The sequence below is a fragment of the Arthrobacter sp. NPDC080073 genome (genome assembly GCF_040686575.1).
In the GTDB taxonomy this organism is placed as follows: Bacteria; Actinomycetota; Actinomycetes; order Actinomycetales; family Micrococcaceae; genus Arthrobacter.
Window position 1 is genome coordinate 1 of sequence record NZ_JBFBKR010000038.1, and the last position, 15,555, is coordinate 15,555.

At 62.0% G+C, this 15,555-nt stretch carries 12 protein-coding genes and 3 pseudogenes; 2 read left to right on the plus strand and 13 right to left on the minus strand.

Features of this window, described 5'->3' with window-relative positions:
• Window positions 1-132: 132 nt before the first annotated feature.
• Window positions 133-585, plus strand: a pseudogene (locus AB0O52_RS22920) (IS30 family transposase); the annotation flags it as partial.
• 843 nt (window positions 586-1,428) lie between these two features.
• Here the strand turns inward: AB0O52_RS22920 and AB0O52_RS22925 are convergent.
• The 8 genes from AB0O52_RS22925 to AB0O52_RS22960 form a co-directional block, all read right to left on the minus strand.
• Window positions 1,429-2,343 carry an alpha/beta hydrolase gene (locus AB0O52_RS22925; RefSeq protein WP_364542827.1) on the minus strand — a complete coding sequence of 305 codons (915 nt, stop codon included), beginning with the start codon at window positions 2,341-2,343 and terminating at the stop codon, window positions 1,429-1,431.
• Window positions 2,344-2,804: 461 nt separating this feature from the next.
• Window positions 2,805-3,989: an LLM class flavin-dependent oxidoreductase gene (locus AB0O52_RS22930; RefSeq protein ID WP_364542829.1), complete on the minus strand. Its 1,185-nt coding sequence runs from the start codon at window positions 3,987-3,989 to the stop codon at window positions 2,805-2,807.
• Window positions 3,990-4,839: 850 nt separating this feature from the next.
• On the minus strand, window positions 4,840-5,304 hold the full coding sequence (locus AB0O52_RS22935) for an organic hydroperoxide resistance protein (protein WP_364542832.1): 465 nt from the start codon (window positions 5,302-5,304) through the stop codon (window positions 4,840-4,842).
• Between the two features lie 50 nt (window positions 5,305-5,354).
• Window positions 5,355-6,392 (minus strand): ABC transporter permease, encoded by a 1,038-nt coding sequence (locus AB0O52_RS22940; RefSeq protein ID WP_364542835.1) that lies wholly within the window; start codon window positions 6,390-6,392, stop codon window positions 5,355-5,357.
• Complete coding sequence (locus AB0O52_RS22945; protein ID WP_364542838.1) at window positions 6,389-7,819, minus strand: sugar ABC transporter ATP-binding protein; 1,431 nt, start codon at window positions 7,817-7,819, stop codon at window positions 6,389-6,391. The genes AB0O52_RS22940 and AB0O52_RS22945 overlap by 4 nt, the downstream gene beginning before the upstream one ends.
• A gap of 97 nt (window positions 7,820-7,916) precedes the next feature.
• Entirely contained in the window at window positions 7,917-9,047 is a 1,131-nt protein-coding gene (locus tag AB0O52_RS22950) for a substrate-binding domain-containing protein (protein ID WP_364542841.1), read from the minus strand.
• Between the two features lie 863 nt (window positions 9,048-9,910).
• Window positions 9,911-10,684 (minus strand): SDR family oxidoreductase, encoded by a 774-nt coding sequence (locus tag AB0O52_RS22955; protein ID WP_364542843.1) that lies wholly within the window; start codon window positions 10,682-10,684, stop codon window positions 9,911-9,913.
• Between the two features lie 189 nt (window positions 10,685-10,873).
• Complete coding sequence (locus AB0O52_RS22960; RefSeq protein ID WP_364542846.1) at window positions 10,874-11,617, minus strand: glucose 1-dehydrogenase; 744 nt, start codon at window positions 11,615-11,617, stop codon at window positions 10,874-10,876.
• Between the two features lie 75 nt (window positions 11,618-11,692).
• Here AB0O52_RS22960 and AB0O52_RS22965 point away from each other — a divergent pair, with 75 nt between their 5' ends.
• Entirely contained in the window at window positions 11,693-11,992 is a 300-nt protein-coding gene (locus AB0O52_RS22965; protein WP_364542849.1) for a hypothetical protein, read from the plus strand.
• Between the two features lie 118 nt (window positions 11,993-12,110).
• Here the strand turns inward: AB0O52_RS22965 and AB0O52_RS22970 are convergent, their stop codons facing one another.
• From AB0O52_RS22970 to AB0O52_RS22990, 5 genes and pseudogenes are all read right to left on the minus strand, one after another.
• Complete coding sequence (locus tag AB0O52_RS22970) at window positions 12,111-13,280, minus strand: acyl-CoA dehydrogenase family protein (RefSeq protein ID WP_364542852.1); 1,170 nt, start codon at window positions 13,278-13,280, stop codon at window positions 12,111-12,113.
• 61 nt (window positions 13,281-13,341) lie between these two features.
• Complete coding sequence (locus AB0O52_RS22975) at window positions 13,342-14,535, minus strand: flavin reductase (protein WP_364542854.1); 1,194 nt, start codon at window positions 14,533-14,535, stop codon at window positions 13,342-13,344.
• A 183-nt stretch (window positions 14,536-14,718) separates the two neighbouring features.
• The gene (locus AB0O52_RS22980) at window positions 14,719-14,922 is read right to left on the minus strand and encodes an IS3 family transposase (RefSeq protein WP_364542857.1); all 204 of its coding nucleotides are present in this window, start codon (window positions 14,920-14,922) and stop codon (window positions 14,719-14,721) included.
• Between the two features lie 205 nt (window positions 14,923-15,127).
• Window positions 15,128-15,304 (minus strand): annotated as a pseudogene (locus tag AB0O52_RS22985) (acyl-CoA dehydrogenase family protein); the annotation flags it as partial.
• Window positions 15,262-15,555: pseudogene (locus AB0O52_RS22990) on the minus strand (hypothetical protein); the annotation flags it as partial. The pseudogenes AB0O52_RS22985 and AB0O52_RS22990, both read right to left, overlap by 43 nt.

A 15,555-nucleotide genomic window follows, 5' to 3' on the forward strand; every position in this document is an offset into this window, starting at 1 on the left:
GTCATCGGCGGGCAGCGGGCGGCCATTCCCAGTGAGCCGTCCAAGCGGCAAGGAGATCTCTGCCATGCCCGCCGCCCGAGGGTGATCGAAACACTGCGACAGCTCCGAAATCACCCACAACAAAAACGTAAGGAAGGAGACCTCATCATCGGCGCCGGCCAACGCTCCGCCATCGCAACGCTCGTCGAACGCAGCACTCGCTGCGTGATGTTGGTGCACCTGCCGGTGGCCATACGGCCGAATCGGTCCGTGACGGGCTGATCAAGACCATGTCCACCCTGCCGGCGCACCTGCGGGGATCCCTGACCTGGGACCAAAGCGCCGAAATGGCCAAACACAAGGCATTCAGCATCGCCACCGACATGGACGTCTACTTCTGCGACCCCGCCAGTCCCTGGCAACGCGGGTCCAACGAGAACACCAACGGGCTGCTGTGCCAGTACTTCCCCAAGGGAACAGACCTGAACGCCTACGGGCCAGAGGACCTCGAGCACGTCCCCCCAGGAACTCAACGCACGACCACGCAAAACACTGGACTGGGACACCCCGGCCGAGCGTCTACGTGATTTACTGATAGCCAGCTAAGCAAGGGCGTTGCAACGACCCCTAGAATTCAGGGACTGTCTCATTCAGACAGTCCCAGAATTCAAGCTTCCGGGGAGCAGTTCATGTTGTGGTTGCATTCGGTTTCAGGCGGTGGGGATTAGCTCGGGGTGGGTGGGCTCCGTGGTGTCTTAGAGGATGTGGGCGAGTTTGCGGATTGAGGATGAACGAAGGGTCCACGGAATAGTCGGTTGGAGAAGACTCGCACGTAGTAATCCCGCAGGCAGCCGCACCGCGTTGCGGAACACCGCGTCAGGGCTCACTGGCGGCAGCTCCCGCATCCTTTCCCGGTCCAGGACAATCAGCTCATCAGGGCGGCTGGCGGGACCGCGAGTACCGGTGATTGGCCTTGGGTAGCCAGTCCTCCAGCTGGCCATTGAAATCCGCTGGTGAGCGAAAATCCCGGCCCGGCACAAAGCGGTGCCGGAAGAACCTGTTCATCCGCTCGAGCATGCCCTTGGACTCCGGATCCCACGGCGGAAGCAGCTTGAAGTCATCGTGGGATCTCTTCTTTGCTTCTTGCCGGAAACAACAGGTCATCCCGCGATGACCATCCAACGTCAACGACGACGAGAACCCCTCAGGAATTTAGACCACGCTACGAGAGGCACCCGCACGGGAATCGCTGCATGCGTCACGAGTCTGCTTCTACGGCGAATCTCCAGACTATTGGGCATCTGCTGCGGCTCTGGGAGGAGCCGCTCGTCACTGGAACCGTAAGGATTCGCCGAAACCATCGAACCCCACTCGAGTTTGACCGTTGGCACCATCCGGTTCTCCTACCTGTCAACGGATGCGACGACATCGAACCCGGATCGAGACTTATCAGGTGTCGTCCCTTCCATCTTTCACCAAGTCTTTGCCATTCTTGGCTGGAAGGGGTGGGTATCGCTCATTGAGAAAGGCGAGCACGTCGGTGTTGAACTCCTCCGCAACCTCGATATTGGGTGCGTGACTGCATTCGGGGTACACGATCTCGCGTGCGTGAGGCATCCGTGCGGCAAGTGTTTTGGTGTATCCCGGCTTCTTCAGGGGGTCATTCGCGCCGGCGATGAGGAGCACGGGAACTCGGATCCGTTCCCATTCGGTTGTGTCGGGAACACCGAAGTCCGAGCGAATCGGTGTGACCGGCGACTTGAGCCTGGCGGCAGCAGCACACTCCCATGCCCCTGGGATGACGCTGAGCTCGTAGCGGCGACGGAGATACTCGGGATCGGCCGCGAATCTCGGACTATGGAAGAGCACACGAAGCATCCGCTTCATACCATCCTCGGTACAGTCGTAGTCGAGAAGGACACGCCGTGACTCGTTGTCGGGCGAGAACCCACCCGCCGAGACAATAACGACCACTTCTGCCTCGAACAGTGGTGTCTCCCTCGCGATTGCGCGAGCGATCATGAGGCCGCCCATCGAATTTCCGATGAATGCTGCGGGGCCGACCCCCATGATCTCGAGGAACCGTCGCATGTGAATCAGACGGCGCTCGTGCCCCGAGACGAAGTCGTGCAATTTGTCAGTGCGCCCAAAGCCGAGCCAGTCCGGAGCGATCACTCGATACTGCTGCGCTAAGGGAACGATGGTGTGCTCCCAGCTGAGTTCCGCTGCCGCGCCGAACTCCCCGGCGTGCAGCAGCACCACCGGGCGCCCCTCCCCTGCTTCGAGATAATGCGTGCGAACACCGTCGACGTCGACGTAATTGGACTTCGGAAATGTCGTTGAGAGTGAGGAGCGTCTTTGCATGATTCCCTACTACTAGATGTGTCGTACTCGCAGGGTGCTCTTTCACGGCACCGGGGTGGCCAGAATCCGACCCGGGTGCGAGGTCGGCAATCCATCGAGGGAAGGGCGCCGCCCGCTGGACAAATGATCTCCGACTGCTGTTGCCGTCTGCTCGGCAACCTCGGTCTTCCGAGGAGCGCGCGAGCGTTCTTGGACGGTTTCCAGCGCACCGCCGGGAGTTCGAGAACAGCCCCGTGTTTGCAGCGTGCATGCGCGTTCGTTCGCCACCAAATCACGAATAGCTCGTACAGTATCGAGCCCGCAATCCATGTCCTGTTGCGTGGTGAATCACCTGGGTTGGCGCGGTTTGCAATTACGCTGTCTGTCCACATGCTCGTGCTCAGGAAACAACGCAAATTGCTCGAACGGTCGAAGGCTTCAGCGTAACTTTGCCTCGAACCGCGGCGGTTCTGTGTCATCGGTTACGTGCGCTGGAGTCCCTGCTTGTAGGTCTCAGACGCCTTCTGGACGGATTGAATCTGCTCTGCTCGACGCTCTTCGACGGTGACAATAGTCCGCTCTTCCGATCTCAGCATGTGATCAAAGCTCCCGTCGAAGTGCGGCATGACTTCAGCCGCTATTAGTTCGAGGCTGGAATAGGTGTCGCGCACCGATGCCCATTCATGGCCACTGTGGAGCAAGACCTTTCCGAAGCCGCCCGTCTGTTCCACGATGCCCTGGATCATCTCAACCGCCTGCTCCGGAGTGCCGAAAACCGAGATCTTTGTGCTCTCAAGGAAGCCGACCAGATCCTCGGTGCTCGGTGGGCCGACCCGTGGTGGGGCGTCGGGATCTGGCTGAAGCCAGCCGAGCACACGCTCGGAGGACCTGCCGAGCATCTCAGTCCAGCGTCCAAGGCCGGGTGTAACCTGGCGGAGCGCTTCGTCCTTCGTCCGCGCGACGTGAAGGAAGACCACAATTCGCCAATCGGCGCGATCGACGGTTGTGCCCGATTTTGCAGCCTCGGCCTCGACGACCTCCCAATGCTGACCGAGTGCGCCATATCCTTTCGCGGACGTGGCGCTTAAGGAGAGAAGGCCTCCTCCGTAGCGGCCCGCAAGGGTTGGCCCGAACGGAGATTCCATCGCCGTGAAGACATACTTCGGGCGCTCCGAGTACGGCCCGACCTGCAGCGCGGCGTCGTTCAGGGTGAACCAATCGGTTTCGCGGGTGACCGTGCCCTCAGTCGTCAACAGCTCATTGATCGCCTCGAAGCTCTCGATCATGCGAGAACGAGTCTTGCTCCAATCCAATCCGATCTGGTGTGCATCGGAGGGTAGCGAGCCCGGTCCAACGCCTAGCATCGTGCGGCCGAACGACAGGTGGTCGAGGAATGCGGCCCGCTCGGCGATCTCTAGCGGGTGGTGATATGGCAGTGTCGCGACTCCGGTGCCGAGCCGGATTCGCTTGGTGCGCTCGACGGCTGCTGCGATGAAGAGATCAGAAGGGCCGATGATTTCGCTCCCACCCGTGTGGTGTTCGCCGATCCAGGCCTCGGCGAACCCGAGGCGATCGGCAAACTCAATGAGCTCGAGGTCACGCTGGATCAACCGCGTCGCACTCTGATTCGGCAGGTGCTGTGGGGGCATGAACAGACCGAATTCCATCCGCCTCTTTGACATTCTTGTCCTTCCATCGTTGGTTCGCAGGAAGCAATGCGCCTGCGATGCGCTTTACGGGTCATTCGTGCACAGACTCCAACGAGCATTTCGCATCGTTACGAAACTTCTACTGCCATCGAAGTATATGGCACTCTCACACATGAAACAAGTGATGTCGCGTCCCCGAGTCGCGTCGCGCTCAATCCTTAGGTATCAGGGGTCTAACCAATGCGCTCGGCTTGCGCGAAGGCTTCACAAACGTGATCACCTGTTCGGCGACACACCGCGGCCGCTCATTGGCGAGCTCGACTGACTCCCCTGGCATGACCGAAAAAACTGGATGTCGGTGGCCCCATTTTCGATTGGCGCATGGATTGTCGCAATCGCCCCCTTCGCATCCGCCACGATCATGGCACCTGAGCCTACGAAGAGTTGCCGGGCGACTGCCGGATCCTCAAGCGACGGCATCGAACTGAACGCTCCGCACGCCAGTTATTCGTTCAGCAGATGCATGAAGTGCGGTGCGGCTTGCGGGTAGGCGCGCTCGGGATCCTCGTCGATGACCGCGAAGTAGGTGCGGTTCATGTGTCGCTGATCTAATGGGCGACCATGCCGCTCTCATGCTTCAGCCCACAGCGCGGCTTCCACATCAGTGATGCAGTTAAAGCCGTCCGCCGGGCGTGCGGCGCGGTCCATGCCAGTTGGGCTGGCATCGACCCATCCAGATCTCAGGCCCTCCCTTTCGCATGGGGGTCCCAATCCACCCACGCGATCCGATCCAGAATCTCCGCATAACGCCGATGCCACGGCTCGCGCCCTTGCGGGGCATTCCGGAAATCGCAGATGATCCCGAACGTCAATAGTGCAGTAACGGCACGGCATCCATCGCCGCCGACATCGACCCGGTTGCGCCGACGGTCACCGAGATGTTTCCGCGGGTTGCCTTCGAGTACGGGCAGATCGCGTGCGCTGCTTGTGCGAGGTCGGTTGCCTGCTCGTTTTCCAGGCCCGGGAGAACGACAAGCAGGTCGACCGCGAGCTCGTACCCGCCCTGTCCGTCAGAACTGATCGCGACCCGAGCCCGTACAGCAGACTGTGTCAGGTCATGCCCTCGGCCCCGGTTGACCGCGAGCATCGCGGAATGGAAACAGACGGCATACCCCGCGGCGAACAGCTGCTCCGGGTTGACGCCTTCGCCCGAGCCACCCATTGCCTTTGGCAACGCCATGTCGAAGGCAAGCTGTCCGTCGGTCGTACGGACGCGCCCGTCCCGTCCAGTTCCTGTGGAAACCGCATCAATGGTATAAACAGTTGGAGCCATTTTGTGTCCTTCCATTTTCGTAACGCGTGGTCGTCACCCCGAGCGCGTGGTCAGGTTCTCGCGGGCCTCCGCCGGCTTCCCCCACGACGACGGATCGCGGTCGTGAGCCAAACCGCGCCGATTAGGACGACCGCCGTGAATACCGGCTTCGCTCCCGCAGGAATACCAAGTGAGTCGAGCCCAGATCCTGCGATGGCGACGAGAAAGGTCGCGACGAAGGTGCCGACGACCGTGAAACGCCCGTCCGACAGAATCGAGGAGCCGAGGAAGGCCGCGGCGAAAGCCGGCAGAAGCAGCCCGGGACCGGTCGACGGGGAGGCAGAGCCAAGCAGCCCGGTCAACAGAACGCCGCCAAATCCGGCGATTACAGCACCGACAACGAATGCAAGCACAGTCCCCCGGCCGACCCTGACCCCAGCGAGACGCGCTCCCTCCGCGTTGGCTCCCATCGCAAACCATTCGCGCCCCTGGACGGTTTGACGCGTCAGTAGCCACGCTGTCCCCACCATGACGAGCGCGATCCAGAAGAGCACCGAGATGCCAAGGACCCGCCCAGCGCCCAGTTGGATGAGTTCGGGAGACACCCCCGAGTACACAACCGCGGAGTTGGAAAGGATCAAGGCGACACCGCTCACGGCACCGCCGGTCGCGAGGGTCGTGATGAAGGCGCTCACCTGCGCGCCGACGACGAGGACCCCGTTCACCAGTCCGATGACGGCCGCGACGACGATCACGACTAGGATCGCGATCGGTGTTGAGACGCCGCGGTTTGCCGTGAGGTCGGCGACGAGAAGAGCGGAGAAACCGAGAACAGGCCCAATAGAGAGGTCGAACTGACCTGCGATTAAGGTGATTGTCACGCCGAGTGCTGCGAACACGATGTATGCATTCTGTCCCAGCACGAGGGAGATGTTCGTCCACGAGGCAAAGGACTGACCTTCGAGCACTGCGACGACGATGAAGAACGCGACGAAGAAAAGGACTGCCGCATATCCGTCGATGGGGATCCACTCCCGGAATCCGCGGGATCGCGCGACAGACGCCTCCTTTGCTGGATCGGTTGATACGAGTGCGGCCTTCTCGTTCACAGTGCCTCCTCAAGCAGTCGCTCGGCCGAAAGTTCGTCGCGAGCCAGAATGGATGCGATGCGTCCGTCACGAACTAGCGCGACTCGGTCCGCCACGGCAAGCGCGTCGTCGGCGTCAATCGTCAAAACGATCACAGCAGCGCCCTCAGCGCTCACCTCATCAATGAATTCATAGAGTGCCACGCGCGTCGCAACGTCGACACCTCGAGTCGGCTCACACATCACAAAGACGTCAGGCGCACGGAGCCGCGCCCTCGCCATCACGACCTTTTGCTGATTGCCACCGCTGAGTCCAAGAATCGGGTAGCGCTGATCAAGTGGATGAACCTTCAGCCTCGTGATCGCGTCTGAAGCGGCGTCGCGCTCACGACGGTTGTTCACAACTCCCAGACGAGAAACCGAAACGAGCCCTCCGACCGTCGTGTTGCTGCGCACGTCAAGCCCGGAGAGAACAGCCTGCGATCGGCGGTCTTCCGGGACAAAGGCGACAGTGCCACGCTTGCCGTCAGCGTTCGCCGTTGCAATCGTCCCCGATTCGAGCTTCTCCCGACCGGCGATGAGATGTCCGATCCTGTACAGACCGGACGAGAGCGGGCCGACAAGCGCGACGACCTCACCGGCATGGACCTCTAGATTAATCGGGCCAACGCCCGCCCCAACGGCCGCCGAAAGCTGGATCGTCGGTCGGCCTGGGGGCCTCGCCACTCGGTGATACTCTGAGCCCTGCGAAACGAGAAGGTCATGAAGTTCACCGAGACTTGGCGTCGTTCCGTCAAAGGCGACACGGCCCTGTTTGAGCAATGTGACGCGATCGCAATGCTCTACGACCTCGTGCAGCCGGTGCGACACCAGCACTGCGGCCCCACCTCGATCCACGTATTGACGGACCTCTCGAAGCAGCCAGTCGCTCTCTGCTCGGGTGAGCGCGGCGGTCACCTCATCGAGCAGGATGACAGAGGCCTCATCGGCAAACGTCTTCGCGATTGCGACGAGCGTCTTCTCACCCAACGTGAGCGTGCCGACCGATCGCTCAGGATCGAGATCGAGATCAACCCGAAGGAGCTGAACTACCGTCTCACGACGCTCCGCGGCATGATCAAGCAAGAAACCTGCCATCCGCTGCCCCGGGCGGCCCAGTGCAAGGTTCTCTCGGATGCTGAGGGCATCAACCAGCCCGAGGTCCTGGTGTACGACGCTCAACTTGCCCGGCCGAGCGTCTGCCTCAGGGCCGATGACCACTGTTCCGTGATCCGGAGCGTGGATCCCCGAAAGGATCTTGATCAGCGTGGACTTGCCGGCACCGTTCGCTCCGAGCAGAGCGTGGATCTTGCCATGCTCGACTCGAAAACTGACACCTTCAAGCGCGCGATTCGCCCCGAAACTCTTGACGATGCCCTGGACCTCCAGAGCGGGCTGCGTGTTCTCCATTACAATCTCCCGGTCTTGTTCAATAGTCTTGCCAGCGATGGAAGGTGGGGGCGCCGAAGTCGAATCTCGACGCACCCACCGGACTTGCTCGCTGAGATCAGTGGAGTCCCCACTGACGGAGATACTCCGCTCGATAGTCAGGACCGGCCGCGAACTGCCCGGCCCCTGGGAGGTTGGCGGTCGCACTGACCAGCTGAATCGGGATCACGACGTCGGTCGGTTTCTGCCCCGCGAGTACTCGCGCCGCAGCGTCAACGGCGGCCCAGCCGGACCACTCGAGCGCGCCGTTGGCGCACATGACCTGCGGGCCGCCAGCACGGATCACGTCGATGTTCTCCAGTTCGCACTCGGATGAAACGACCTTGACATCGTCACGACCGGCGGCCTGGATGGCCTGAATGGCGCCCATGCCGGGATAGTCCGCGGCCATGATGATGTAGTTGAGCTCACCGGGCCCGTAACGCTGCAGGTCAGCGGCCACCATCTCGCGAATCCGCTGCTGCTGCTCAGGGACACTCGGGATCTCTTCGACTTTGAGCACCTCGCAGCCCCCGCAGCCCTTGATGAGCTCGATCGCCTTTTTCGCCCGAACCGACAACGCGGGGAACGGCGTCATCGTGAACGCGACTGCCTTGACCGCACCGCCCGATTTGGCAAGTGCAAAGTTGCCCATCTGCTGACCCTGCATGTCTGCGTCGATGTTGACATTGACGGTCGACGGATTGTCTACAGGCGGGAGTGCGCTGTTCTGACAGTTCGCACATACGATCGGGATCCCCGCGGCATGGGCCGCAGCCACAGCCACCGGAATGACGGCATCCGATGCAAAGTCGGAGATGATCACGTCGACGCGTCGCTCAATCAAGGTCATCATGCCCGCAGCGAGGCCAGGCGGGGCGAGCTGGCCGTCAGCGAGCACGTAATCGTAACCCAGCGCCTTGATCGCCTTGATCTCGGCAGCGCTGATTCGCGCACATGGCGCCGAGGCTTCGCCACAAGACAAGACCCCGATGACCTTGCCTGGCTTCGGAGTGAAGTTTGGACCAGCCGGACTGACCATTTTGACCGGGGCCTCCGCTTTCGCGATGAAGGCCGCTGCGGTCTTAGCCGCCGCGGAGTCACCCCCGGACGACGGCCCCCCGGCCCCGTCGACTGTCGTTTTGGTGGTGCAGCCTGAAGCTGTCAGCACCAGCATCAGCGCAATCGCGCCGACCAGGTATTTCTTCATGAATGAGCTCCTTTGCTCTTAAGGCCCCAGAGGAAAACGGACGGGCTCGGGTCCAGGAGGATCAATGTCGCTCGAACTCTGCGACCCTCCTCACTTCGCGCGAGCCGATCCGTCCCAACGGCGTCGTCGCCGGGGACGTATCTCACCGTGATACTACTACATTTCTAAATCAATCGAAACGATTTCGCCATTGAGATGCGTACTCGGCTCCGAAGTGCTGCGGGGATGCGGTCCAGCCCCGATTGGACCCCTCTCGACGCGGTGGAGGCGAAGCGATGGCGAACACACCGGCGCCCGGGCGACGAACGGCCGCCTGGGCGACCCGCGAGACGAGGACATTTCGCCTCGCTCGCCTTGTAGGAGTATCCAATGGCAGCGTGTATCTGCGTTGGCCGACACTTGAGAAACTGATCCTTGCGGCGGCGGAGCAAGCAAGTTGTGACGCCCATCCGGGCCCATACCGGCGAAGACTACGCTTCGTGCCAAACTTTTCGCCGAGATCTACAACCACCTGCAGGGTACGGGAAACCGCGCCTTCGTCTGTCTCATCATCGGAGCCCGTGCGAGCAGTGCGGTGCTCGCCGACATTGACCCAGTCCTATCGAATCGGATCTTCATCGTCTCGACCTTTGTCGAGGCACCGGCGTACAACCGGGCCGGCCACGTTAGCCCATCGCTCCGGAGGAGGCCTGTGGAGTTCCTCGCCGAGACCCTCGCGCCGTCAGGCCCAGGGTGGTATTTTTTCGAAAATCCAGAAAGGTCGCACTGATATCGGGACTAGCCCATCTTAAACGAGCCCCACAAGGATAGTCCGCTGCGATGGCCCGCCGTCGGGGTGGCTCAATCGCAGGAATGGCCGTGTATCACCACACGGAATCGCCGCGGATGATGGCGTCACTGCCACCATCCTGAAAGATCACCTGACCAGTGACGTGGCTATTCTCTTCGCTCGTGATCCATGCAAGGAGCCGTGCAGCGACAATCGGATCGGCAGGACCGTTCAGCGGCATCGGGACGTCGTCGAGAATGTGGCGTCCGACGTCCGTGAAGAAGGAAGCCGTCATGGCGGTGCGGATGACACCAGGAGCGATCGCGTTCAGGGGGATGCCGGCACCCGCCCAGTCTGCCGTAGGGCTGTTCCGGCGGATCCAGAGGGCAAGCGCGCGTTTCGATGTAGCGTAGGTCAGGATGTCGAGTGGGCCGGGAGAAGCGATCTGCTTTGCGCGCACGATCGCACCCTCCTCGTCCTCGGCTGCTAGCGCGTCGAGCAACGGCTGATCCACCTCATGAAGTGACGCCATTGACGAGACCGCAGCGGCGCGCGGGGCAGCAGAACGGGCCAGGAGGGGTCGAAGCCCGGTGAGCGTGCGGATTGCGCCGAAGTAGTTGACGCGGGCAACGAGAGGGGTGTTGCCCATCACCCCGGCGATTGCAACGACAGCGTCGATGGTGCCGCCAGACAGATCAGAAACTGCCTCGACCATTGCCGAGCAGCCTGCCTCGGTCGACAAGTCTGCAGTGACGTCTGAACCTGCCAAATCGACGCCGATGACTTTCCCTCCGCGCGACTTCATGAGCTCCGCTGTCGCGCGGCCGATACCCGCCGCCGCTCCAGTCACCACGTATGTCCGACTCATATTCACTCCTTCGTGTGCGGATTTACCGCTTGCTTTAACTTTGCCGACTTACGACATCCGGCATGGTGGGTTCGGGGGCCGACCGCGGCTGCATGTCGTCGGAGCCGCCTCGCGGGACCGTCGAGCGCAGGGGGCAGACCGCGGGTCCTCGACTTCACTGCTCTCCTCGTTAAGACAACAGATCGCCCGTCATGAGGGAATTGTGCCCACGACCTCTCCACCGTCGGCGACGAACTCTGCCCCAGTGGAGAAGGAGGACTCGTCGCTGGCGAGGAAGACAACGAGCGCAGCGATCTCGGATGTCGTACCGAGACGCCCAAGAGGACTATTCTTCACGTCGTCGTCTGTGAGTCCTTCGGTCATACTCGTGGCAATAAACCCCGGATGCACGGAGTTCACCCGGACACCCCGTGGGCCGAAGTCGAGAGCGGCTGCTTTCGTCAGGCCTCGCACCGCGAACTTCGACGTCACGTAGGCCGCAGCTTCCGCATACCCCTTGAGGCCAGCCGTCGACGAGATGTTGACGATCGACGGCTTCTTGGTTGACTCGCTCAGCAACGGGATCGCCGCTTGAATGCCGTTGAACACACCGGTCACGTTCACGCTGAGAACGCGTTGCCATTCCTCGGGCGAGACCTCGTTGAGAGGGACTCGCATATTGTCAATGCCGGCATTGTTTACGAGCACATCGAGCCCGCTAAAGTTGTCTCGGGCGACGGCTACAGCCCGCTTCCAGGATTCCCGATCCGTGACATCGTGATGAACGAAGGTGACAGCGTCACCAAGTTCATCTGCGAGCTTCTTGCCCTCGACATCGAGCAGGTCAGCGATGACGACATTCGCCCCTTCGGCGGCGAGAAGCCGCACCGTCTCACCTCCAATTCCACGAGCTCCACCAGTGACGATTACAACCTTGCCCGAAACGCGACCCATAAGGGTTCCTCCAGATCATCGTGAGCGCCGCAGTAGGCGACAAAAAATAAGATCTACAAAAGTGACAATGATGCGATGGAATCGTTCTTCGCGCTCCTGCAGAAGAACGTCCTGAACCAGCGCTCGTTGGCGACGAGGGACGAGCTTCGCCTTGCGATCATTCACCGGATCGAACGCACCTCGGGCCTGGCCCCCGGTGAGGTCGGTGCATGGATCGAGGATCGCTACAACCGCCGCCGGCACTCCCAGATCGGGAACGTCACACCCATCGACTTCGAACTGCAATACTCAACTAGCGCGCCAAGTTCAACTAGCCGCATAACCGCGTATCCACCAACCGGGGGCAAGGCCAACCGGTCAGCGACCCGAAGGTGATCGCAGAGAGACTCCAGATCGTGCGCGGCGCCGGGAAAGTGGCAAGACCGCCGCCTCCCGGCGCTTCGTTGGTGTGACTCAGAGGCACGACCGCAGCCAGTGATTTCGAGGAGCCGCCTTAAATCATAACGATGCCGGGCTCCTCACCTAGCATTGCCTTGCCGGACCCGACGTAGAGCTGATCCCACCCGAACGCGAAGTGGTGCGAGGCCGTGATCCCGTCGCGGAATACCTGCTCGAGCGGGTCGCCGTCGTATAGCGAGTGCGCACCACCGACCTCGTAGAGCCCCGTCAGCACGCCGGTCGCCAGTTGCGCGGCCCACGCGATGTTGCGCCGCCACCTGACACGCTCCCCCACCGTCAGGACCTCGCCCGCGGTCGCCGCGGCATCCATCTCCGCGTACGTCGATCGCACAGTCGCCAGCACTCCGTCGACGTCTGCGGCCGCCCGACCAAGCTTGAGCTGCACCTCGGGTCGGGTCGCCACCGTGAGTCCCGACAGCCCACCCACGTTGCCCGACGTGCGTTCGGTAAAGGCGTCAATAGCCGCGAGCGAGCAGCCCACGAGGGCAGCCAGGATCCCGGCGCTGAAGATCTGCGCCAGCGGAAGACGCAGGGTCGTTGTGCCGTACTTGTCGGCGCCCATCGAGTTGCCGTCACCCACCTGCGTGAGGTTGAGGAGACGATGCTCCGGCACGAACAGCTCTTTCGCGGTAACGTCGTTGCTGCCGCTGCCGCGCAGTCCGTTAGTCCTCCACGTCTCGATGACCTCAATGTCTGCGACCGGAACGAGATGAGCGAGCGGACCCGTGTCCGTCATGGCTTGCACGACGACCCAATCCGAGTGCAAGATGCCGCTGGCGAAGTCCCACTGGCCCGAGACGCGTGCGCCTCCGTTGACGAGTTCGGTCTTGGCGCGCAGAGGGCTGAACGCCGTGGCGATCAACGGCAGCCGGCCATCCGTGAAGAGCTCACCCTGAGCCTCCTGCGAGAACATGGCCGCCAGCGTGCTGTGCACGGCCCAGTTGCCACCGATCCACGCCGTCGCCGCGCACCCCTGCGCCAACTCCTTTCCCACCTCGAAAACGGCCGACGCTCCGAGGTCACTGCCACCCAGCTCGACGGGAGTCGTGACGCCGACAATGCCGAGCTGGAGGATATCTTCGACGGAAGCTTGCGGAAGCCGCCTCAGCTGGTCTGTTTCGGCGCGGCGAGAGCGCAGCGCGGGGCGCAGGGCGCGCGCGTTCTTCAGCATCTCGTCGAGTGCCGTCGTGACGGTTGTGGGCATAGTTGAACTCCTTCTCTCATGCCTGACCTCTCGGACGAGAGTCACGCATCGTACGGGTTTTTCAGTGGGACCCGAGATGGCCTGCGATAGCTGCCGTGGCCTTTTCGGCCGTCTTCTTGACAGCGTCGACGTAGCGGTCGATGTCACTCATGCTCAGCATCCGGGACGGACCGAAAATGTTGAGTGTGAAGGCGACCGTTCCGTGCGGGGTGAACACTGGCGCTGAGGCGAGGTGGAACTCGTAGGTATGACGTGGGTCAAGCTGGGGCGGGTTGTAGCCGTCCTCGATGACCTGCATGACCTCCTTCAGGGAGGCCGGGCTGGCCTGGGGGTCGCCGGCATTGACCTTCGACGCGTATCGCTCCATCGCGAGAAGGTTTTCGTGGCCTACGGCCAAGCTGAACCCCTGCCGGCGGACGCGGGCCGTTAGACTTTCGTAGTATTCGCGCCGCTGGGGAGAAACGTCGGCCCTCATGCCGCTGAGCCAGGTCTTCGCCACCTGGTCATCGCCGTAGGCGACGAAGACGCTGCCGACGGGCGGCATGAACGGCAGCCTCTGTCCCACCCGGGTCGGCGCGACCATTGTCTCGGAGCTTCCTGCCGCGGCCGTCAGGACCAGCTCGTTGCGCACGAGCGAGATTGTGGTGACCTGCGTGTCGAAGTCGTGGGCAAGGTCTTCCATCAGACCGCGGACCAGGTCGACCATCGCTAGGTGGTCGACGAGATCAGCGTCACCGGCCATGAGGGACAGCGGGGTAAATGACCCGTATCCCCCGCGAAAGAACAGCAGCGGTTCGGTCGGATTCTCCATCGCCAGGCTCCGGACGCGACCGATGACGATATGGTGGTCACCGGCATCGATGACGTCCCGGACGACACAGTCGATCGAGGCGACGCAGCCATCGATGACCGGCAGCCCATGCTCGGATGGGTGCCACGGAATTCCTGCAAATTTGTCGACCTTGCGCGTCGCGACGAGTCGGCAGACCTCCTCCTGGTGGTTGCCCAGCACGTTGATGCAGAAGTCTTGTCCCGACTCGCGCAGCGCCCGCCAAGACGAGGACGCCTTGTCAGGTAGAAATGCCACGAGCGGCGGGTCGAGCGAGACCGAGGTGAACGATCCGACCGTCATCCCGATTGCCTCGCCGTCGTGGCCCAGCGCCGCGACCACCACGACCCCGGTGGGGTACTGGCCGAGGATCTGCCGAAACTGGCCGGCGTCGATCACTGCTTCTTCGGTGTCGGGAATGGTCATGTTGGTCAGCTCCTGCGTGGACGTGCACGAATGTGGGGGACAGATGCTGCCGTGGCAAGGGCCTCGCTGTCGGTGATGCAACCACAATAGTGCGGCGAGCATCGATCTGTCGATACTTTGCGAAGTTTAGTACGATCTAAGTGGCGGTTGACCAAATGCACGGTATCGCGACAACCGCGTTCTCTAGTCCCGGCCGATGAGGTCGGCGAAGACCTTGTCCGGGTCCGAGGGGTTGGTCGTGCGTTTGAAGCCGCGCATCCGCCTGGCCGTCCAGCCGTTCTCCGCCATGATGGCGGCCACCGTGCCCACGGAAATCTCCAGACCCGTGGCGGCGAGTTTGGTGCGGACCATGCGGTGACCGAAGATCCCGTCGGAGGAATCGAACATCGTCTAAGGTCCGGTGCCGGGCGGCCGCAGGGTGCTTTACTTTCAGATTCCGCGTCAGCGGGTAAATGCGCTCTGCCCCGTAATGGCGCGACCGACGATCAGGGTGCTGATCTCGTTGGTTCCCTCGAAGGTGAGCAGGACCCCATTTCCCCCCGACGACCTCACGAGCCGCAGCGACGGATTCACGCAATCTCGCGCACGCCCATGCCTTCGCCAGCGGAATCCTGGTCGCGGAAGACACCTTCGTCTTCGGGTTGGGAAGCCGTACGACCATTCCGAGAGATGCTGTGAGGTTGCTGTATATTTTCACGAGCTTCTCCTGCACGAGCTGGAGACCAGCTATCGGCCGACCGAACTGCTCGCGTTGTGTGACGTAGTCCAGGGCTGCGCGGTAGGCGCCGGCCTGAACTCCAGCCGCGAACCATCGCTGGCACCGCGCAAGACAGTAAGAACCGGACTGGCCGTTGTAGTACGTCGCGATCGACGCATCGGTTCGTGCCAGTTCGAAGTTGCGGAAGCTATCCCGGCCGAGAACGCCTCCCCAAAAACGATCAGAACCACGACCGCGCAGCGGTCATCGGATTCCAACGCGTCCAGCACGGCGAGCATCTCGCGGTTCAGGGTCAGATTCAT